This is a genomic window from Nocardia elegans NBRC 108235 (assembly GCF_001612845.1).
GTDB classification, from domain to species: Bacteria; Actinomycetota; Actinomycetes; order Mycobacteriales; family Mycobacteriaceae; genus Nocardia; species Nocardia nova.
Genome location: NZ_BDBF01000007.1, coordinates 127,211 through 146,589, shown reverse-complemented (window position 1 = coordinate 146,589; position 19,379 = coordinate 127,211). Strand labels below are relative to the sequence as shown.

General features: G+C 69.7%; 21 protein-coding genes and 1 pseudogene. 10 read left to right on the top strand and 12 right to left on the bottom strand.

Going from position 1 to position 19,379, the window contains the following annotated elements; all coding sequences use genetic code 11:
- Window positions 1-11 precede the first annotated feature (11 nt).
- From NE2_RS06785 to pyrR, 4 genes are all read right to left on the bottom strand, one after another.
- Window positions 12-527: a PH-like domain-containing protein gene (locus NE2_RS06785; RefSeq protein WP_063024860.1), complete on the bottom strand. Its 516-nt coding sequence runs from the start codon at window positions 525-527 to the stop codon at window positions 12-14.
- A complete protein-coding gene (locus NE2_RS06780; protein WP_063024858.1) occupies window positions 527-1,867 on the bottom strand; it encodes a dihydroorotase in 1,341 nt (446 codons plus the stop codon). Before NE2_RS06780 ends, NE2_RS06785 begins: the two co-directional genes overlap by 1 nt.
- A gap of 109 nt (window positions 1,868-1,976) precedes the next feature.
- A complete protein-coding gene (locus NE2_RS06775) occupies window positions 1,977-2,942 on the bottom strand; it encodes an aspartate carbamoyltransferase catalytic subunit (protein WP_063024856.1) in 966 nt (321 codons plus the stop codon).
- A complete protein-coding gene (gene pyrR / locus NE2_RS06770) occupies window positions 2,939-3,601 on the bottom strand; it encodes a bifunctional pyr operon transcriptional regulator/uracil phosphoribosyltransferase PyrR (RefSeq protein ID WP_082856957.1) in 663 nt (220 codons plus the stop codon). The genes NE2_RS06775 and pyrR overlap by 4 nt, the downstream gene beginning before the upstream one ends.
- Before the next feature lie 208 nt (window positions 3,602-3,809).
- On the opposite strand from pyrR, the gene NE2_RS06765 reads away from it, so the two are divergent.
- The 3 genes from NE2_RS06765 (at window position 3,810) to NE2_RS06755 (ending at window position 6,171) form a co-directional block, all read left to right on the top strand.
- Entirely contained in the window at window positions 3,810-4,676 is an 867-nt protein-coding gene (locus NE2_RS06765) for an alpha/beta fold hydrolase (RefSeq protein WP_030513985.1), read from the top strand.
- A gap of 81 nt (window positions 4,677-4,757) precedes the next feature.
- Window positions 4,758-5,384: an alpha-ketoglutarate-dependent dioxygenase AlkB gene (locus tag NE2_RS06760; protein WP_063024854.1), complete on the top strand. Its 627-nt coding sequence runs from the start codon at window positions 4,758-4,760 to the stop codon at window positions 5,382-5,384.
- Between the two features lie 46 nt (window positions 5,385-5,430).
- The gene (locus NE2_RS06755) at window positions 5,431-6,171 is read left to right on the top strand and encodes an HD domain-containing protein (RefSeq protein ID WP_063024852.1); all 741 of its coding nucleotides are present in this window, start codon (window positions 5,431-5,433) and stop codon (window positions 6,169-6,171) included.
- A 4-nt stretch (window positions 6,172-6,175) separates the two neighbouring features.
- On the opposite strand, the gene NE2_RS06750 is transcribed toward NE2_RS06755, so the two are convergent.
- A complete protein-coding gene (locus NE2_RS06750) occupies window positions 6,176-6,727 on the bottom strand; it encodes a DUF4334 domain-containing protein (RefSeq protein WP_030513982.1) in 552 nt (183 codons plus the stop codon).
- A 294-nt stretch (window positions 6,728-7,021) separates the two neighbouring features.
- On the opposite strand from NE2_RS06750, the gene NE2_RS06745 reads away from it, so the two are divergent.
- Both NE2_RS06745 and NE2_RS06740 read left to right on the top strand, forming a co-directional pair.
- Window positions 7,022-8,164 (top strand): serpin family protein, encoded by a 1,143-nt coding sequence (locus NE2_RS06745; RefSeq protein WP_063024851.1) that lies wholly within the window; start codon window positions 7,022-7,024, stop codon window positions 8,162-8,164.
- 65 nt (window positions 8,165-8,229) lie between these two features.
- Window positions 8,230-9,474, top strand: a complete 1,245-nt coding sequence (locus NE2_RS06740; RefSeq protein ID WP_063024849.1) for an ArsB/NhaD family transporter — start codon at window positions 8,230-8,232, stop codon at window positions 9,472-9,474.
- Here NE2_RS06740 and NE2_RS06735 read toward each other — a convergent pair.
- Window positions 9,464-10,036: a TetR/AcrR family transcriptional regulator gene (locus NE2_RS06735; protein WP_233429695.1), complete on the bottom strand. Its 573-nt coding sequence runs from the start codon at window positions 10,034-10,036 to the stop codon at window positions 9,464-9,466. The genes NE2_RS06740 and NE2_RS06735 overlap by 11 nt on opposite strands.
- Before the next feature lie 91 nt (window positions 10,037-10,127).
- Between NE2_RS06735 and NE2_RS06730 the strand changes: the two genes are divergently transcribed.
- A complete protein-coding gene (locus NE2_RS06730) occupies window positions 10,128-11,105 on the top strand; it encodes a quinone oxidoreductase family protein (RefSeq protein WP_063024845.1) in 978 nt (325 codons plus the stop codon).
- A gap of 14 nt (window positions 11,106-11,119) precedes the next feature.
- Here NE2_RS06730 and NE2_RS06725 read toward each other — a convergent pair whose 3' ends face one another.
- From NE2_RS06725 to NE2_RS06705, 5 genes are all read right to left on the bottom strand, one after another.
- Complete coding sequence (locus NE2_RS06725; RefSeq protein ID WP_106958471.1) at window positions 11,120-11,677, bottom strand: LppU/SCO3897 family protein; 558 nt, start codon at window positions 11,675-11,677, stop codon at window positions 11,120-11,122.
- Between the two features lie 109 nt (window positions 11,678-11,786).
- The gene (locus NE2_RS06720) at window positions 11,787-12,044 is read right to left on the bottom strand and encodes a YciI family protein (protein ID WP_030513976.1); all 258 of its coding nucleotides are present in this window, start codon (window positions 12,042-12,044) and stop codon (window positions 11,787-11,789) included.
- Window positions 12,044-12,553, bottom strand: coding sequence for a transcription antitermination factor NusB (nusB, locus tag NE2_RS06715; RefSeq protein WP_063013411.1), 510 nt, complete (start codon window positions 12,551-12,553; stop codon window positions 12,044-12,046). Before nusB ends, NE2_RS06720 begins: the two co-directional genes overlap by 1 nt.
- 99 nt (window positions 12,554-12,652) lie before the next feature.
- A complete protein-coding gene (gene efp, locus NE2_RS06710; protein ID WP_030513974.1) occupies window positions 12,653-13,216 on the bottom strand; it encodes an elongation factor P in 564 nt (187 codons plus the stop codon).
- An 80-nt stretch (window positions 13,217-13,296) separates the two neighbouring features.
- The gene (locus tag NE2_RS06705) at window positions 13,297-14,433 is read right to left on the bottom strand and encodes a M24 family metallopeptidase (protein WP_063024843.1); all 1,137 of its coding nucleotides are present in this window, start codon (window positions 14,431-14,433) and stop codon (window positions 13,297-13,299) included.
- Window positions 14,434-14,605: 172 nt separating this feature from the next.
- Here NE2_RS06705 and NE2_RS06700 point away from each other — a divergent pair, with 172 nt between their 5' ends.
- From NE2_RS06700 to aroB, 4 genes and pseudogenes are all read left to right on the top strand, one after another.
- Window positions 14,606-15,178 carry a prepilin peptidase gene (locus NE2_RS06700; protein WP_063024841.1) on the top strand — a complete coding sequence of 191 codons (573 nt, stop codon included), beginning with the start codon at window positions 14,606-14,608 and terminating at the stop codon, window positions 15,176-15,178.
- Between the two features lie 44 nt (window positions 15,179-15,222).
- Window positions 15,223-16,443 carry a chorismate synthase gene (gene aroC / locus NE2_RS06695; protein WP_063019646.1) on the top strand — a complete coding sequence of 407 codons (1,221 nt, stop codon included), beginning with the start codon at window positions 15,223-15,225 and terminating at the stop codon, window positions 16,441-16,443.
- A 56-nt stretch (window positions 16,444-16,499) separates the two neighbouring features.
- A pseudogene (locus NE2_RS36965) lies at window positions 16,500-17,015 on the top strand (shikimate kinase); the annotation flags it as partial.
- Between the two features lie 659 nt (window positions 17,016-17,674).
- Window positions 17,675-18,811 carry a 3-dehydroquinate synthase gene (aroB, locus tag NE2_RS06685; RefSeq protein ID WP_063024839.1) on the top strand — a complete coding sequence of 379 codons (1,137 nt, stop codon included), beginning with the start codon at window positions 17,675-17,677 and terminating at the stop codon, window positions 18,809-18,811.
- Between the two features lie 60 nt (window positions 18,812-18,871).
- On the opposite strand, the gene NE2_RS06680 is transcribed toward aroB, so the two are convergent.
- Window positions 18,872-19,345 carry a B-4DMT family transporter gene (locus NE2_RS06680; RefSeq protein ID WP_167356711.1) on the bottom strand — a complete coding sequence of 158 codons (474 nt, stop codon included), beginning with the start codon at window positions 19,343-19,345 and terminating at the stop codon, window positions 18,872-18,874.
- Between the last annotated feature and the right edge of the window lie 34 nt (window positions 19,346-19,379).

The window sequence follows — 19,379 nt, the reverse complement described above, 5'->3', positions numbered from 1 at the left end:
AGCCTTCACGTTTATTCGTCTCCCGTCGCCGCGCCGGTCTGTCCCGTCGCGGATATGGCCGTCCAGGCCGGATAAACCGTCTTGTCGTCGCCGCGGAACCCGGTATCGACTTCGGTTCCCGTCGGCAGTTTCCAGCGAATAACCAGCACACCATTGTCGGTCATCACCTTGCCCGCGTGGCCGCGTTCGGTGCGGACCGCGGTGATGGACTCCTGCGGAATCCAGATCACCTCCGCACCGTCGCGTTCCAGCAGGATCCCGCGTTCGAAGCGGGTCAGCTCCGCCGTGGCCCGGAAACCCAGATCTCCGACCACGATGCGGTTCTGCCAGCTCGGAGCCAGCGTGGTTCCCGTGTACAGCCCGGTCGTCGGCTCGAGCACCTGCGCGCCCAGATCCGCCGGCACCGTGGGCAACTCCCCGACCGAGGATGCCTGCTTCCGGGCGCGCACGAGCCAGGAGCGATACATCAGCCACAGGAACAGGGCGAACAGGGCCGCCAGCCCGATCACCCACAGTGTTCGATCCATTATTGCCCCACTCTCCCCGCCAGGGCGGTCGTCACCACGCCGTCGCGGGCGGTGATCCGTCCGCGCAGCATCGTGGCGGCGACCTTGGCGGGCAGGGTCATCGCCTCGTACGGCGTGTTGTCGGAAATGCTCGCCAGCTCCCGCGCCCGCACGGTCCACGACGCGTCCGGGTCGATCAGGGTCAGGTTGGCCGGCTCGCCGACCGCGATCGGGCGGCCCTGATCGTCGAGTCCGGCGATGCGGGCCGGATTCTCGCTCATCACCTTCGCCACGCCACGCCAGTCGAGCAGGCCCGGAGCCACCAGGGTCTCGACGATGATCGACAGCGCGGTCTCCAACCCCAGCATGCCGGGACGGGCGGCGGCGAACTCGCAGCACTTCTCCTGTTCGGCATGCGGGGCGTGGTCGGTGGCCACACAGTCGATCACTCCGTCGGCCAGGGCCTTGCGCAGCGCCTGGGCGTCGGAGGCCTCACGCAGCGGCGGATTGACCTTGTTCACCGCGTCGTAGGTCTCGAGCCGCGAATCGTCGAGCAGCAGATGATGCGGAGTGACCTCGGCGGTGATCGAAATCCCTTGCGCCTTGGCCCATTTCACCAGCTCGACGGTGCCGGCGGTGGACGCGTGGCAGATGTGCACCCGGGCCCCGGCGTCGCGGGCCAGCAGCGCGTCGCGGGCGACAATCGACTCCTCGGCCGCGCGCGGCCAGCCGGCCAGGCCCAGCCGGGCGGCGTTCGGACCCTCGTGCGCGACGGCGCCCTGGGTGAGCCGCGGCTCCTCGGCGTGCTGAGCGATCAGGACGTCGAGCGATTTCGCGTACTCGAGGGCGCGGCGCATGATCAGCGGGTCGTAGACGCAGTGCCCGTCGTCGGAGAAGATCCGCACCCGGCCCTCGCCGGCGGCCATGGTGCCCATCTCGGCCAGTTGCTTGCCGGCCAGGCCGACGGTCACCGCGCCGACCGGATGCACATCGACCAGCCCGACCTCCTGCCCGCGCCGCCACACATGATCGGTGACGACCGAGGTGTCGGCCACGGGATTGGTGTTGGCCATCGCGAACACCGCGGTGTAGCCACCCAATGCCGCTGCGGCCGAACCGCTTTCGATGGTCTCGGTGTCCTCGCGGCCGGGCTCGCGCAGGTGGGTGTGCAGATCGACGAAACCGGGGAGCAGGATCCGGCCGCCGGCCTCCAGCACCTCGGCATCGCCGGCCACCTCGACGCCGTCGACGGTGTCGCCGGATCGCGCGCCGAGAGCGACGATCACGCCGTCGCGCACCAGCACGTCGACCGGCTCACCCTCGCCGTAGGGCCGCACGCCCCGGATAACCAGATCGCTCACGCGCCCTCACCTTCCACGAAGAAGCTCATGCTCACGCTCATGCGGTGTCGATGCGCATGAGCGGGGGCCTGCGGGGTTACGCAGGCTGCCGCCTCCGGCCCTCTTCCGCTCATGCGACGGCCTCCCCCGCGCCGACGAGCAGGCGGAACAGCACCGCCATGCGCATGTGCACACCGTTGGTGACCTGTTGCAGCACTGCGGCTTTCGGGGAATCGGCCACCGCCGACGCGATTTCCATACCGCGCAGCATCGGGCCCGGATGCAGGACGACCGCGTCGTCGTCGAGCAGCGCCATGCGCCGCTCGTTCAGTCCGTAGGCGATGGAGTATTCGCGGGCCGACGGGAAGAAGCCGCCGTTCATCCGCTCGGCCTGCACGCGCAGCATCATCACCGCGTCCGCGCCGGGCAGCGCGGCGTCGAGCGAATGCGAGACCTGCACCGGCCACTGCTCGACCCCGACCGGCAGCAGGGTGCGCGGCGCGACCAGCACCACTTCGGCGCCGAGGGTGTCGAGCAGGAAGGCGTTGGACCGCGCGACGCGGCTGTGCAGGATGTCGCCGACGATCACGATGCGCTTGCCCGTCAGCTCACCCAGTCGCTGGCGCAGCGTCAACGCGTCCAGCAGGGCCTGGGTGGGATGTTCGTGCGTGCCGTCGCCGGCATTGACGATCGCGGGCCCGGTTCCGGTGTATCCACCCGAGCCGGCGTCCAGTTCGCCGAACCAGCGCGCGATCTGATGGGCCGCCCCGGAGGCCGGATGCCGCACGATCAGCGCGTCGGCGCCCGCGGCGTGCAGGGTCAGCGCGGTATCGCGCAGCGATTCGCCCTTCGACACCGAGGAGCTCGAGGCGCTCACGTTGATCACGTCGGCGCTCATCCATTTGCCGGCGACCTCGAACGAGACCCGGGTCCGGGTGGAGTTCTCGAAGAACACCGTCATCACGGTGCGGCCGCGCAAGGTGGGCAGTTTGCGGACCTCGCGGCCGAGCAGCGCCTGTTCGAAGCGCTGGGCGTCGTCGAGCAGTTCGGTGGCGGTGGTGCGGTCGAGATCGGTGACCGAGAGCAGATGCCTCACCGCTCATCCCCCTGATGCAGATACACGCCGTCGTGACCGTCGTGTTCGCTGAGCAGTACGGAGACGTCCTCACTGCGCGAGGTGGGCACGTTCTTGCCGACGTAGTCGGCGCGGATGGGCAGTTCGCGATGGCCGCGATCGACCAGTACCGCCAGCTGCACCGCGCGCGGACGGCCCAGATCGCGCAGGCCGTCCAGCGCCGAGCGCACGCTGCGACCGGAGAACAGCACGTCGTCGACGAGTACGACCAGCGCGTCGTCGATGCCACCCTCGGGGACCGAGGTCCGTTCCAGCGGGCGATGCGGACGGTTGCGCAGATCGTCGCGATACAGCGTGATGTCGAGCGAACCGAGCGCGGGACGCACGCCGGAGAATTCCTCGATGCGATCGGTCAGCCGTGCGGCGAGGGTGGTGCCGCGGGTGGGGATGCCGATCAACACCACTCGGGGCGCCTCGGGATCCGACGAATCCAGCGCGGTCTTCTCGATGATCTGATGCGCCATGCGCGCGATGGTCCGGCCGACATCGGAGGCGGACAACAGTTCACGCCCGGCGCGGACCCACTCGGGGTCGTGCCGCTGCGAATATTCGGCAGCGCTCGACCTGGCGGCCCGTTCTTCGGGCGCGACGCGGCCGCCGCGCTCTTCGGGCACGGCCATGCCGACCTCCTTCCCCGCCTCACCGGACGGTCCGTTAAAGGATGTCTTTTCGATGCCTGAGCGTAGCAGCGCCGCCCTGGCCTCCCGACGGCGGGGGTCCCGCTGTGAGCCCCGCCACCTGCGGCTATGCCGACACATCACGCGAACGGCACAACCGTTGGCCGGGACTGTTTCATACAGCGTAAACCGGATGTGGGATGCTCGAAGGGTGAGCAACGAAGCCGACTTCACCGAGCCCCGCCGGATCACCTTCCGCGGCCACGGCGGCATCGCCCTGGCCGGGGAGAGCTGGGGGCCGGCCGACGGCCCGCTGGCGGTCTTCCTGCACGGCGGCGGCCAGACCCGGCACTCGTGGAAGGAATCGGGCGCCGCGCTGGCGAAGGTGGGAATGCACGCCATTTTGCTGGACGCCCGCGGGCACGGCGAGAGCGACTGGGCGCCGGACGGCGACTACTCGCGCACGGCGATGACCGCCGACCTCCTCGACATTCTCGCCGAACTCGACCGGCCCGCCATCGTGGTCGGCGCGAGCATGGGCGGATTGACCGCACTGCTGGCCACCGCCCGTCCGGGCCGGGAGCGCATCGCCGGACTGGTCCTGGTCGACGTCGTGCCGCGCCCGGAGCACAAGGGCGTGGAACGGGTCATGAACTTCCTCGGCGGCCATCCCGAGGGCTTCGCCTCCCTCGAGGAAGCCGCCGATGCGGTGGCCGAATACCTGCCGCACCGCCGCCGGCCCCGCAACCCGGAGGGCCTGCGGCGCAATCTGCGGCTGCGCGAGGACGGGCGCTGGTACTGGCATTGGGATCCGGCGATGATGTCGAGCCGGCCGGAGGACATCGAACTGCAGACCAGCGACCTCGAGGATGCCGCCCGCGCGCTGGAGATCCCGGTCCTGCTGGTGCGCGGACGGTTGTCGGACGTGGTCAGCGAACAGGGGGTCGCCGACTTCCGCGCGCTGGTGCCGCAGATGGAATACGTCGAGATCTCCGGTGCCGCCCATACCGCGGCCAGCGATGTCAACGACGAATTCTCCGATGCGGTGGTCGATTTCGTGCGCGCGCACCTGAGCTGATCCGAACCGCCCGGATCGGCCCCGAGCAGCGGCGCGACCCGATGCTTGAACATATGTTCGATAGAACGTAGATTCGAACGCATGTCGGCACCGCTGCAGAGATCGCTGTTCGACGGCTTCGGCGACATCGAGCTAGGGCCGTTGGACGGCGTGCGCCGCACGCAGCTGACCGAGGGCGCGTGGGTCGACCTGCTTCCGGGATGGTTGCGCGGGGCCGACGAACTGTTCGAACGGCTGGCCACTCGCGTCCCGTGGCGAGCCGACCGCCGCCCGATGTACGACCGCGTGGTGGACGTACCGCGCCTGCTGCGCCATTACGGCGAGAACGAGCCCTGGCCGGACCCGATCCTGGAGGACGCCCGCGCGGCTCTGAGCGGCCATTACGGCCCGGAACTCGGCGAACCGTTCCACACGGCCGGACTGTGCTACTACCGCGACGGCGAAGACAGTGTGGCCTGGCACGGTGATACCGGGGGCCGTGGTTCCACCCACGACACCATGGTCGCGATCCTGTCGATCGGCGCGCCGCGGGCCCTGCTGCTGCGTCCGCGTGGCGGCGGCGCGAGCATTCGCTATCACGTGGGGCACGGCGATCTTCTCGTGATGGGCGGCTCCTGCCAGCGCACCTGGGAACATGCGGTGCCGAAGACGCGGCGGCCCGTGGGTCCGCGGATCAGCATCCAATTCCGCCCGCACGGGGTTCGCTGAAACCCGGCGACGGCGGATTGTCACCTCGTCCCGCTAGATTGGGCGGATGGAGTCCATCGGGGCGGGAATTCTGGCGGCCATGCAGTTGCACACACTCAGCGATGTGCACGGCGAGGAAGGGCTGCGGCAACGACTGCTGCTGGAGTCGCAGCGCAAACTGCCCGACCCCGAACGGGTCGAGGCGGCACTCGAATTCGTGGCCGACCTGCACCGTGGCGACAACTACGGCCGCGAGCCGTACCTCAATCATCTACTGCGGGTGGCGATCCGCATCGTGAGCCACTACGAGGTGCACGACACGGACCTGGTGCTCGTCGGCCTCCTGCACGACGCCGTCGAGGATCACGCCGCCGACCTGGTCGCCCTCCGCGGGGCGCCGGAGCCGGACGAGGACCTGAACGCCGCAGCGCTGGCGGTGCTGACCCAGCGGTTCGGCGAGCGCGTATCGAATCTCGTTGCGGCGGTGACCAACCCGGCACACGATTCGGACGAGGACCGGCACATCCGATACCGCGACCACGTCGCCGCGAGCCTGGACCGCGATCCGTGGGCCCGGGTGGTGAAGATCTCCGATTTCACCGACAACGGCGTCGGCATCCTCTACGCCGACGAACAGGCCGTCATGTCGAAACTCGCCACCAAATACCGGCCGCTCACCGCGGTCTACCGCGAACTGATCACCCGCCCGGACACGCCGCTGGCGCCGCATGTCAAGCAGCACATTCTCGAGCAACTCGACACCGCCGACGCCCGCTTCGAGGTGATCCTCGCCGCCGGGGACGACTGAGCGATCAGGAGCGGTCGCGGCGCAGGATGAAGAAGTAGGGGTCGTTCAGCCCGCGCATATCCATCACACCGAGCAGGGTGTCCTCGTCGACCCGGCGGAAGATGTCGATGATGGGCAGGTGGTCGTAGATCATGGCCGCGCTGACCTTGCCGCGGAATTCGATCTCGCGCAGGCGCGCACGAGCGGTACGGGTCCGCAGCAGCGGGCGCAACGCCGGCAGCATGCGCCGCGCGGCCCGGAATCCCGCCGACGGCAGTGTTCCGGCCAGCCCCAGCGGCACTCGGCGGGGGTCGACCGGAAATACCCGGCCGTCCGGCCCGGCGAACAGCAGCGGCTGCACCTCGTCCGGTGAATCGAATTGCTTTCCGTACCAACCCGATTCGACCAGCACACCGGCCCACGGATGTCCGGTGTCCAGTTCGTCGCCGGTCCAGCGGCCGGTGGTGATCTCGGTGACCGCGACCTCGGGCAGGCTGTCGTACAGCTGCCACGCCTGCTCCGGGGTCGTGCGACCCGCGCGCAGTTCCGCCAGACGGGCCGTACCGGCACCAGCCATCCCTACCTCCTGGACCTCTCGCGGACCGTTCCGCCCCGGAAGGATGACACACAACGGCCGCGACGCCTCAACACGTTCGGCCACGAAGACGTAGTTTCGGCCAGTGTTCGCGCCTGCGTGACGCAGACCACGCACCGCGGGCCTGGACCTCGAGTGCGGTTGAGGAACCAGACTCGTCGGCAGATCGGTTTCGGCCGATCGTCCGGGCCACAAGGATCCGGACGCGCCCCTGCCGCCCACGTACACCCCGGCAGGGGCGCACTGCTGTCGGCACCCGTCGGTAGGCTTTCGCCCATGCAGCCGAGCCTCGCACCCGATGTGGCCGCCGCCAACACTCTCACCGGAAAATGGTGTGCCGCAGCGGGTTCCGAGGATTTCGTCCTGTCCGGATGCGGAATCTGGCCGCTGCTCGCACTACTGGCCGCGGCGGCCGGCGAACCGGCCCGCGGCGAACTCACCGCGGCGACCGGCCTTCCCGCCGCATCCGCTCACGACGCCGCGATCACCCTGCTGCGCCGGATCGAGGCCGCCGAATCCGTGCGCGCGGCACTCGGGGTGTGGGTGCGTGACGATATCGCGCTACGCGACGAGTGGATCCAGACGCTGCCTCCGGGCACGATCGCCGCGCTGCGCGGACAGGACGGACTGGACGAGTGGGCACGTCGCCATACCGACGGCCTGATCGATCGCTTCCCCGCCCGGATCGGCGCGGCGACGGCGGTCGCGCTGGCGACCGCCGTCGTCGCCCGCACCGCCTGGCGGCAGAGCTTTCACGCCGATGTGCTGGAACCGTCGAGCGGCCCGTGGCGTGGCCACCGCGGCCCCGCCCTCGCCCGGTACAGCACGGGCCTCGGCGACGCCGCCGTGCTGACGGCCGGCACACCCGTTTCACGCGTCGTGGTGCGTGGGGCGTCCGATCTGGATGTGCATCTGCTGCTCGGCGAGGAGGGGGACAGCGCTCCGGTGGTACTGGCCGCGGGGCTGGGGGCACTCGACGGTTCGGTGGAAACCCACCGGCCCGGCCTGGGCACCATCGCCCCTGGGCTCGAGGTGCGGACGGTGACCGCAGTATCGGACACCCTGCAAATCCAGGTGCCGCCCTTCGCTGTTCGATCCACCCACGACCTACTGCGCGATCCGGAGCTGTTCGGACTGACCGCGGCGACCACCGCGACGGACAACCCCTTCCCCGGCCTCTCACCGGTCGCGCTCCGGGTGACCGCGGCGGCCCAGGACGTCTGCGCCCGATTCACCGCCGACGGTTTCGCGGCCGCGGCCGTCACCGGGGTTCTGATGGAACCGACCGGCATGCCACCGGCGCCGGCCGATGCCCTGATGATCGCAGTGAACTTCGACCGGCCCTTCGGCTTCCTCGGCGTCCACCGTCCCACCGGACTGGCGATCGTGGCCGGTTGGGTCGCCACCCCCACGCCGTGAACCGGCCCAGCAGACGCGGGCGGTCCGGCACGCGCGGGTCTGCGCCACGGTGCGATGATGGCCGGATGTCCGAACCGGTGGCGCCCGAACGCAGCGCGCACGAGACGGAGCCGGAGGAAGCCGCCGCACCGCGTCTGCTGGACTGGATCCGCATCGCCGTCCTCGCGGCCGGGATGCTGTGCGTGCTGACCGGATGGCTGCCCCGGGCCGACGCCGATGCGAATATGCGCCGGATCGGACCGCTACTGCTGTTTCTCGGCAGTGTGATCGTGCTGGCCCACCTGGCCCGGCGCGCACAGGTTTTCGACGTCATCGCCCATCGGATCGCGATCGCCGGGCGGGGACGCTATCCGGCGCTGTTCGTGCTCTGCGTCGGTTTCGCGGCCCTGACGACGATAGTGCTCAACCTCGACACCACCGCGGTCCTGCTGACACCGGTCATGCTGGCCTTGGCCGGGCCCGCGCGCATTCCACCGCTGCCGCTGGCGATGACCACATTGTGGCTGGCGAACACCGCGAGTCTGCTGCTGCCCGTATCCAACCTCACCAATCTGCTCGCCGCCGACCGGATCGGCCTCGATGCCACCGGCTTCGCGGCCAGAATGTGGCTGCCGCAGTTGATCTCGCTCATCGCGACCATGGCGGCGCTGTGGATCTGGTACTGGCGACGCGGCCGGCGCGGCACCGATCGTTACCTGGCGCCCGCCCCGATCCGGCTGCGCAGCACCCGGGACCGCGCGCTGTTCGCGACGGCCGGGGGCGCCTGCGCGCTGTTCGTCCTGGCGATTCCCTTCGTCGGCGACCACATCGGCTACGCCGCACTCGCCGCGGCGGTCCTCGCGATCGCCGGATTCGCCGTGTTCGACCGCAGCGCGCTGCGTCCGTCGCTGATCCCGTGGCAGCTGCTGATCTTCGTGATCGGACTGTTCCTGGTCATCCCGACCCTGGGCCGGTACGGGCTCTCGGATCTGATGGCCGCGCTCATCGGCACCGATTCCGGCACGGCGGGGGCCTATCGCGCTGCCGGAGCGGGCCTCGGCCTGTCGAATATCGTCAACAACCTGCCCGCCTACACCGCCGGTGAGGCGGTGATACCGCCCGACCACCGAAACCAGTTGCTGTCCTTGCTGATCGGCACGAACGTCGGCGCGATAGCCACCCCGTGGGCCTCGCTGGCCACGCTGCTGTGCCTGGAGTTCTGCCGCTCCCACGCGGTCCGGGTGCCGCCGGTCCGGTTCGTCTGCACCGGGCTGGCGCTGGCCGTGATCGCGACCGCGGGCGCGGTGGGCGGCGTTCTGCTCACGGGCTGACCACCGCGAGCACCACCTGCCGCACGGATTCTCGCAGCCTTTCGCTCTGCCCCTCGCGCACCGCGGCAAGGGCGTAATCGCTGCCCAGCATGCCGAACAGCAGGTGGCCGACCCCCTCGGCGTCGAGATCCGGACGCGCCTCGGTCAGCAGCTTCGTGATGTGCTCCGCCCAGGTGGCGTGGAATTCGGACGTGCGCGGATGCGGGGGCACGCTGCGGTAGGCCGCGACCATCAGTTCGACGTTGTCGGCGACCATCGTGGCCATCGCATCGAAGAAGGCGAGCAGCCGCTCCCCCGCGGGCGCGCCGGGGCCCAGCGGCGGCGGGCCGTCGGTGATCGCCGTCCGCAGTGTTTCGGCCGGTTCGGCGACCATCGCGTGCAACAGTCCCGCGCGCGAGCCGAAACGATGAAATACCGTGCCCTTGCCGACTCCCGCCGCGGCGGCCACCCGGTCCATGGTCACCGCCTCGGCCCCACCTTCGGCCAGCAGCGCCCGCGTCGCATCGAGGATCGCGCGACGGTTGCGCGCCGCATCGGCTCGTTCTCTGCGCTGCTGCGCCACTGTGCACTCCAGTCCCGTTGACAAAATTGACCGACGGTCCATATTCTTCCGGACGAAGTATCTGGACCGTTAGTCAAGTTATGAGGTCGATATGCAGGCAATCGTAATGACCGGGGTCGGTGGACCGGAGGTCCTCGTCGCGCGCGAGGTGGACGAGCCCAGCCCGCAGCCCGGCGAGGTATTGATCCGGGTGGAGGCGATCCCGGTGCTGTACCCGGAGACGATGTTGCGGTCAGGCATGTTCCCGACACCGACGCCGACCCCGGCGGTCTTCGGAACCCAGGCGGTCGGGGTCGTCACCGCCGTCGCCGACGACGTCGACCCGGACTGGAAAGGGCAGCGGGTCCTGTTGGCGCGCAACGACTTCGGCAGCTACGCGGAATGGATGTGCGCCCCCGCCGAATCCGCGGTCCGCGTACCGGACGGATTGGCGAGCGATGCCGCCGCGGCCGTGGCGATGAGTGGATCGGTGGCACTGGCCCTGCTCGAGGCGGCGGCACTCACCGGCACCGAAACCGTCCTGATCGAGGCCGCGGCCACCGGAATCGGCGGCTACCTCACCCAATTGGCCGCCCGGTCCGGCGCCGCACACATCATCGCCACCGCCGGCGGCGCGGCCAAAACCGAGCGCGCCCGCGAACTCGGCGCGCACACGGTCGTCGACCACCGCGATGCGGACTGGCCGCGCCGGCTCGGCGAACGCCTCGAAAATGCCACGGTGGACGTGGTTTTCGACTCGATCGGCGGCGAAAGCTCCGCGGCCGTCCTCGATGTCATGACCCCGTTGCGGGGCCGGATGCTCGGATACGGCTGGCTGTCCGGCGCTCCCGCCCAGGTCACGACGATGGACCTGATCATGCGCGGGCTCACGTTCACCGGATGCTCCGGCCCGCAGTGGCTGGCCGGGGTGGCGGCGAAGCGGGCGGCGGCGTTCGAACTCGCCGCCACCGGTGATCTCACCGTGCTGATCGACAGTGTGCTACCGCTGGCGGATGCGGCCGAGGCCCATCGACGGGTCGACGAGCGCACGACCTTCGGCACGATCGTCTTGCGCCCCGGGACCGTCTGAGCGGAGGACCCGGCTTATTTCGGTTGTGCCAGACAGAATGTCGTCTGCGGGTCCGACAGTGTGATCACGCTGTCGGACTCCGGTCCACACAGCGTGTCGTCGGCTTGTCCGTCGATGCGCTGGGCGACCCGGAAACTCGCCTCCGAGGACATGCAGTCGGCGTACTTGTAGCCGCTGAGCGGCGAATCCGCATAGCACAGTCCAGCTTTGAAATTCGGCGCCAGGCACAGATACGCCAGCGTGCCACCGTTGAGAGTTTCCTCGTACGAGGTGAAATCTGCCCCGCACTCGACCTTGGCATCGTGCACCTGCGCCACCTTGTAGACGGCTTTGTCGGACGTGCAGGCGACCGGTTCGGTATCGGAATCGACGGCCGAGGCGTTGATCACGTTGATGCAGTCGCCCACCTTCGCCCGGGCGGTGTCGGATTTGTTGTGGTCCTTGGCGACCTGAACACCCTTGTCGACACCTTTTTCCACCGCCGAGCAACCGGTCGTGGCCAGGGTCGCCGCCGCGACGATCGCCGGGGCGAGACGCAGTGCCGTACGCACTGTCGCCGAATTGAACCGCATCCGTTCCACCTTTTCTAGGTCAAGTGACCGGAACAGTATGCGGGCGCGGCGGGCATCCGGGAAATTTAACGGGTTTGTCCGAATCCAACGGGTGTGTCGCGAATACGACTCAGCCCGTGATCTCCCATTCGTGGATTGTCAGCTCGGAGGCGCCGGTGGTGTGAATGGGGTCGGTGAACACCAATTCCCGTGCGGCCGAGAGGTTCTCGGCCAGCACCAGATAGGCGCCGCCGCTGCCGTCGGTGAATCGGCCGGTGCAGTCCAGCTGTCCACGCGCGCGCACATCGGCCAGCCATTCGCGGTGCGGTTCGATGACCGCGTCGGACCACGCCGAGGTGCGCATCGCGAGCACGAGATATTTGATCATCACGCCCCGCTGTCGCGGCGGGTGGCGGCCGCGGCGGCACGCACCTGGTCGGCCAGCGTCACGATGCGGCCGAGGACGCCGTTGACGAACGCGGGCGAATCGTCGGTCGACAGTTCCTTCGCCAGCTCGACGGCCTCGTCGACCGCCACCACCGGCGGAACATCGTTGGCGTGGAACAACTCCCACACCGCCACCCGCAGAATGGCGCGGTCCACCGCGGGCAGCCGGCCCAGGGTCCAGTCCTGCAGATAGGACTCGATGGTGCCGTCGACGCGATCCAGATCGTCGGCGACGCCTTCGACGAGGGTGCGGGTGTAGGGATTCACGGGCGCGACCTGTTCGTCGCGACCGGCCAGGTCCAGGCGCTCGGCGACCAGGTCGGCCGGGTCGATGTCGCGCGCCTCGGCCTCGAAGAGCAGATCCACGGCCCGGCGGCGGGCCTTGTGCCGGGCTCCGAGTTTCTTGTGGGTGGACTTCTTGTCCACGGGCTGATCAGCCACGATCACCATTATCCCGTTCGCAGTGTCGACGGCGGCGCGAGCGATACCGAAATGCCGATACGCGCGCGCCGCCCATGGTTCCGGCGCCGGGCCGGTGGATCCGGAGGATCAGGCGTTGACCCGGCCCAGATAGCCGCCGTCGCGCGAGTCGATCTTCAGCTTGTCGCCGACGTTGATGAACAGCGGCACCTGCACCTCGGCACCGGTCTCCAGCGTCGCGGGCTTGGTGCCGGCGCTGGAGCGGTCGCCCTGCAGGCCGGGCTCGGTGTGGGTGACCTCGAGTTCGACGGTGACCGGGAGCTCGACGTACAGCGGCGCGCCCTCGTGGGTGGCGACCTGCACGGTCATGTTCTCCAGCAGGAAGCCGGCGCCCTTGCCGATGGTCTGCTCGTCGATACCGATCTGGTCGAAGGTCTCGCCGTCCATGAAGATGTAGTCCGACCCGTCGTGGTACAGGTAGGTCATATCCCGGCGGTCCACGGTGGCGGTCTCCACCTTCACGCCGGCGTTGAACGTCTTGTCGACCACCTTGCCGGACAGCACGTTCTTCAGCTTGGTCCGCACGAACGCGGGACCTTTACCCGGCTTGACGTGCTGGAACTCGACGATCTGCTGGAGCTGACCGTCGATCTTCAGCACGAGGCCGTTCTTGAAGTCGCTGGTGTCCGCCACTGTCCTCGGATCTCCTTGTTAGTACTGTTCGACGTTCTGTAGGCCGGGCCGTAGGGACCGGCCCGGTGGGGCAGCCGGGGTCAGTCGACCACGGTGAGGTCTTTGGTGGTGTGGGTGAGCAACTCCGGACCCCCCGCACGAACCACGAGCGTGTCCTCGATGCGAACTCCGCCGCGGCCGGGGAAATACACACCTGGCTCGACGGTCACCGCCACGCCATCCAGAAGTGTACCGGTCGCGGTTTTGGCGACCGGAGGCGCTTCGTGGATCTGCAGTCCGACGCCGTGTCCGAGGCCGTGCACGAACAGGTCGCCGTGCCCGGCCGACGCGATCACCGAGCGGGCCGCGGCATCGACCGCCGCGCACGGCACACCGGGTGCCAGCGCCTCGCGGCCGGCCCGCTGCGCCTCGTATACGAGCTGGTAGATCTCGCGCTGCCAATCTGTCGGCTCGCCCAGGACCAGGGTGCGCGTCATATCCGAGTGGTAGCCGCCGACCACCGCGCCGAAATCGAGCTTCACGAAATCGCCCGCGGCCAGCACCGCGTCGGTCGGGCGATGATGCGGCACTGCGGAATTGGTGCCGGCGGCCACGATGGTCTCGAAGGCGATCGCGTCGGCGCCGTGCTCGAACATCAGCCATTCCAGCTCGCGAGCGACCTGGCGCTCGGTGCGGCCAGGACGCAGTCCCCCTCGTTCCAGCAGGGTGGCCAGCGCGGCGTCGGCGGCCGCGCACGCCGCCCGCAGCTGCTCGATCTCGTAGTCGTCTTTGACCGTGCGCAGTTGTTCGACCAGACCGGGCGCGGGGACGAATTGGAGGCCGCTGCCCTGCTCGACGAAGCCGCGGTGCTGGTCGACGGTCACGACGTGACTTTCGAAGCCGACGCGGCCGATCTGCCATTCCCCGGCCAGTTCGACCAACCGGCGCGCACTGGCGCGAGCGATCTCGGCGTGCACGTCGGGTACCTGTTCGCCGACCTGGGTGATGTAGCGGCCGTCGGTGCAGATGACGGTCCGCTCCCCGTCCTCGCCCACCTGGGTGCCGTCCCAGGAGTGCACGAGCAGGGCGGCGTTGGAGCCGGTGAAGCCGGTCAGGTACCGGATATTCACCAGATCGGTCACCAGCAGGGCATCGACCCCGTTCTCCACCAACAGGTCTCGCAACCCGGCCCGACGCGCAGCGTGGTCGGGGCGCCGGGCACCGTCATCAGCAGACATGGCTGCCACGCTACCGCTGTCGTATTGCGAGGCCGTCACGCCGTCACCCGCGACCCTATCCACGACCGGCGGCGAGCCGGTGTTACTCGTCGCGTGTTCACAACTGTTGCGGTTGTCCACATTTCAGGTTCGCGGGGCCGGGCGGGCGCGTGCCGCGAGCGACGATGAGTGCATGACCACCACCGCCTATCTCGTACTGACCGTCTGGTGCGTCGCACTCAGCGTGATCGACATCCGGACCGGTCGACTGCCCGACGTGCTCACCCTGCCGGGTGCGGCGGTGGTGTCGATGCTCGCGGCATCGACCGGCCGTGCCGGCGCGGCGATCGCCGGCGCGCTGCTGCTCGCCGTGCCGTACCTACTGGTACATCTCGTCGAGCCGGCGGCGTGCGGGGCGGGAGATGTGAAACTGGCGCTCGGCACCGGCGCTGCCGCGGCGGCGGGCGGGCCGTCCTGCTGGGTGTGGGCCGCGATCGGCGCGCCCCTGCTGACCGCTTCGGCCGGAGTCGGCGCGCTGGTCGCGATGCAGGTCGCCGCTCGCGCCTCCCGCGCGGCCGGCGCCGACGGCAAGCCGATCGCGCGCGCCCGAGACGGCACCGCGATCCGTGCCGCGCATCCCGGCGACCGCCCGGCCGCGGCCGGAGATTCGGACCGTCGCCATGGTGTGTTCGGCGCCTCGATCACGGTGCCACACGGGCCCGCGATGTGCCTGGCTACCGTTGCGGCACTGTGGCCCACGGTGTAGCCGCGCGGACACCGATGTCCGGGGAACCGTTGTGACGTGGAAAGATGGAGGTCGTGTTGCGCTGGATTACTGCTGGTGAGTCTCATGGTCCCGCTCTTGTCGCCATCGTCGAGGGGATGGTGGCCGGTGTCGAGGTGACCTCGGCCGATATCGCCGCGCAACTGGCGCGGCGACGACTGGGCTACGGCCGCGGCGCGCGGATGAAGTTCGAGGCCGACAAGGTCACCGTGATCGGCGGGATCCGCCACGGCCGCACCATGGGTGGCCCCGTCGCGATCGAGATCGCCAATTCCGAATGGCCGAAGTGGACCGAGGTCATGGCCGCCGACCCCGTCGACGAGGCCGAACTGGCCGAGCTGGCCCGCAACGCCCCGCTGACGCGCCCCCGTCCCGGCCACGCCGACTACTCGGGGATGCTCAAATACGGCTTCGACGACGCCCGCAACGTGCTCGAACGCGCCAGTGCCCGCGAAACCGCCGCTCGGGTCGCCGCGGGCACCGTGGCACGGCAGTTCCTGCGCCAGGCCCTCGGCGTCGAGGTCGTCTCCCACGTGGTCTCGATCGGCACCGCGGCCGCGCGCCCGGGTTTCGTGCCGTCCGCCGCCGATCTCGAGGCCGTCGACGCCAGCCCGGTCCGCGCATTCGACCCCGAGGCAGAAACCGCGATGATCGCCGAGATCGAGGCCGCCAAGAAGGACGGCGACACCCTCGGCGGCGTCGTCGAGGTGGTGGTCACCGGACTGCCGGTCGGACTGGGTTCGTTCGTCAGCGGTGAACAGCGTCTGGATTCCCGGCTGGCCGCTGCCCTGATGGGGATCCAGGCCATCAAGGGTGTCGAGGTCGGCGACGGATTCGAGACCGCGCGGCGGCGCGGCAGCGCCGCCCACGACGAAATGCGCCCCGGTCCCGACGGGGTGCTGCGCTCCACCAACCGCGCCGGCGGCCTCGAGGGCGGTATGACCAACGGTGAAGCCCTGCGCGTGCGCGCGGCGATGAAGCCCATCTCCACCGTTCCGCGCGCGCTGTCCACCGTGGATATGGCCACCGGCGACGAGGCGGTGGCCATCCATCAGCGCTCCGACGTCTGCGCGGTGCCCGCCGCCGGCGTGGTCGCCGAGGCCATGGTCGCGCTCGTCGTCGCGCAGGCGGTTCTGGAGAAGTTCGGCGGCGATTCCCTCGCCGAGACCGTCGACAACCTCACGACGTACCAGAAGCGCATCCAGACCCGCCCGCACATCCCGGGCGTCGTGGCGTCGGAGGCATGAATGGCTGATCCCGCGCGCGGCACCGCCCGGGTCCGGCGCCCGGGACAGCCGTCGTGATCGTCCGCAGCGACCCCAGCCGGCCCAGCGTGATCCTCATCGGCCCGCCCGGGGCCGGTAAGTCGACGATCGGGCGCAAGCTCGCTCGCGAACTCGGCGTCTCGCTCTACGACACCGACGCTGGGATCGAACAGGACACCGGTCGCAGCATCCCCGACATCTTCGCCACCGACGGCGAACCGGAATTCCGGCGCATCGAGGAACGCGTGGTACGCCGCGCGATCCTCGCCGAACACGGCGTCGTATCCCTCGGCGGCGGTGCGATCCTGTCTGCGGCGACCCGGGAGTTGTTGCGCGGGCGCACGGTGGTGTACCTGGAGATCAGCGTGTCCGAGGGACTGCGCCGGACCGGGGCGTCGACGAATCGGCCGCTGCTCAACGGCGACGATCCGAGCGCCAAGTATCGCGAACTCATGCGCGTGCGCCGCCCGCTGTATCGCGAGGTGGCCTCCATCCGCATCCGCACCGACGGCCGCAGTCCCGGCCGCGTCGTCCGTGCCATCCTCGCCAAACTCGGTGTCGAACCGGCCGAAACACCGGCGCCGCAACCGGATTCGACGAGTGCCGAGCCCACGGGCACTCGCCGTTCCCGCCCGCGCGGGCGCCGTCGCCGCACCCGCGCCGCGGCCGACAGCGGCCCCCTGACCGCACCCGAGCCCGGTGAAACCGAAGCCGCGCAACCGGATTCGACCGAGACGGACCGTACCCAGCCGCGCCGCCGAGCCCGGCGGTCCCGTCGCGGCGGCCGCAGGCACTCCCGCCACCGGACCGGCACCTCGGCCGACACGCCGCCCAGCGACCCCGCCGCCGAGCGTCCCGCCCGCACGCCCGAACCGGCGGCGGCCGACACCGACGCGAAACCATCCGCCGCACAGCCGAATGCACGACCAGGACGAATCCGGCGCACCGCCACCCGCGCCGCCGGCCCACCCGCCGCGAGTCGGAATCCCGGCCCGGCGGCGGCACCACATCCGGAACCGGTGCGCCCGGTCGGCTCCGGACCGGAGCCGCGGCCGGTGCCCGCACCCGACGAAACACCTTCGCCCGCTGGACGTCTCGCGGGTGACGCCGCGCAGACCGCGCACGAAGCGGCACCCGGGGCCGGTCGGTCCCGCCGCGCCCGCGCCCGCCGGGCACGCCTACGACGAGCACTAGAGGAATCGGAGCAGCACACATGAGCGAGCCCACCCGCATCGAGGTCCGAACCGCCGATCCGTATCCGGTGATCATCGGCCGGGGGCTGCTGGGCGAACTGGTCGAGCAGGTCGCCCGCCATCCCGGCGTGCGGACCGTGGCGATCTTCCATCAGCCGCCGCTGACCGAGACCGCGGAGGTGGTGCGGCAGGCGCTCGCCGAGCAAGTCGTCGGCTCGCACGGTGACACCCTCGACGCGCACCGCATCGAAATCCCGGATGCCGAGGCCGGGAAGGATCTGCCGGTCGCCGGCTTCTGCTGGGAGGTGCTCGGCCGCATCGGCCTCACCCGCCAGGACGTCGTGATCAGCCTCGGCGGGGGTGCGGCCACCGATCTGGCCGGGTTCGTCGCCGCCACCTGGATGCGCGGCGTGAAGGTCGTCCACGTGCCCACCACGCTGCTCGCGATGGTCGACGCGGCGGTCGGGGGCAAAACCGGAATCAACACCGAGGCCGGGAAGAACCTGGTCGGCTGCTTCCACGAACCGTCGGCGGTACTGGTGGATCTGGTCACCCTCGAGACGGTGCCGCCCAACGAGATCGTCGCCGGAATGGCCGAGATCATCAAGGCCGGATTCATCGCCGACCCGGTCATCCTCGACCTGATCGAACGCGACCCCGCCGCCGCACTGGACCCGAAGGGCGACGTGCTGCCGGAGTTGGTCCGCCGGGCGATCCAGGTGAAGGCCGACGTGGTGGCCGCCGATCTCAAGGAGGCGAGCCTGCGCGAGATCCTCAACTACGGCCACACCCTCGGCCACGCCATCGAACGGCGGGAACGCTACCGGTGGCGCCACGGTGCGGCGGTCTCGGTCGGCCTCGTCTTCGCGGCCGAACTCGGCCGGCTGGCCGGGCGCCTCGACGACGCGACCGCCGACCGGCACCGCGCGATTCTGGAAAGCGTCGGTCTGCCGACCACCTATGACGCCGATGCGCTGCCGCAGTTGCTCGAAACCATGCAGACCGACAAGAAGACCCGCTCGGGCATCGTTCGATTCGTCGTTCTCGACGGTCTGGCCAAGCCGGGCCGCCTGGAGGGTCCCGATCCGTCGCTTCTGGCCGCGGCGTATGCGACCATCGCCCGCGAGGACAGCCCCGCTGGCGGGATCCTGCTCTAGAACACGAAAATCCGGGCCGCGGACAGGATCCGCGGCCCGGATGAGCCGATCATTCGGCGATCAGGCCGGGGAGGCCGCCGCCGGGGGTACCGAGGATTCGCTCTTGCGCCGATCCCGGCCCACCAGGAAACGGCCGATCGCCACGCCGACCATCGCCGGAATGAAGATCATCAGCACGATGAACGAGGCGCCGGCGGTCAGTTCGAACAGCAGACCGTTGTCGCCGAGATCGAACTTCGGCACGAAATCCAGCAGCCACGCCACCAGCCCGCTGCCCACACCACCGACCACACCGGCCTTCAGCCAGCGCATGGTGAGGTCGGCACCGCCGCGCTCCGGGTCGGGATTGGCCTGCCGATCACTGCGACCGTCGATCAGCCCCCAGGCGACGCCCGCGACGACCAGCACGATCAAGCACAGGATGCGCATCCACGAGCCGTTGGTCGGCCAGTAGATCATGCCGAAACCCAGCAGGGTTCGCAGTACGACGGTCAGCGCACCGAGCACTATGGCGCGCAACACCCACGAATTCATGTCGATCACCTTAGCCTGTGTTGTGACGTCATCG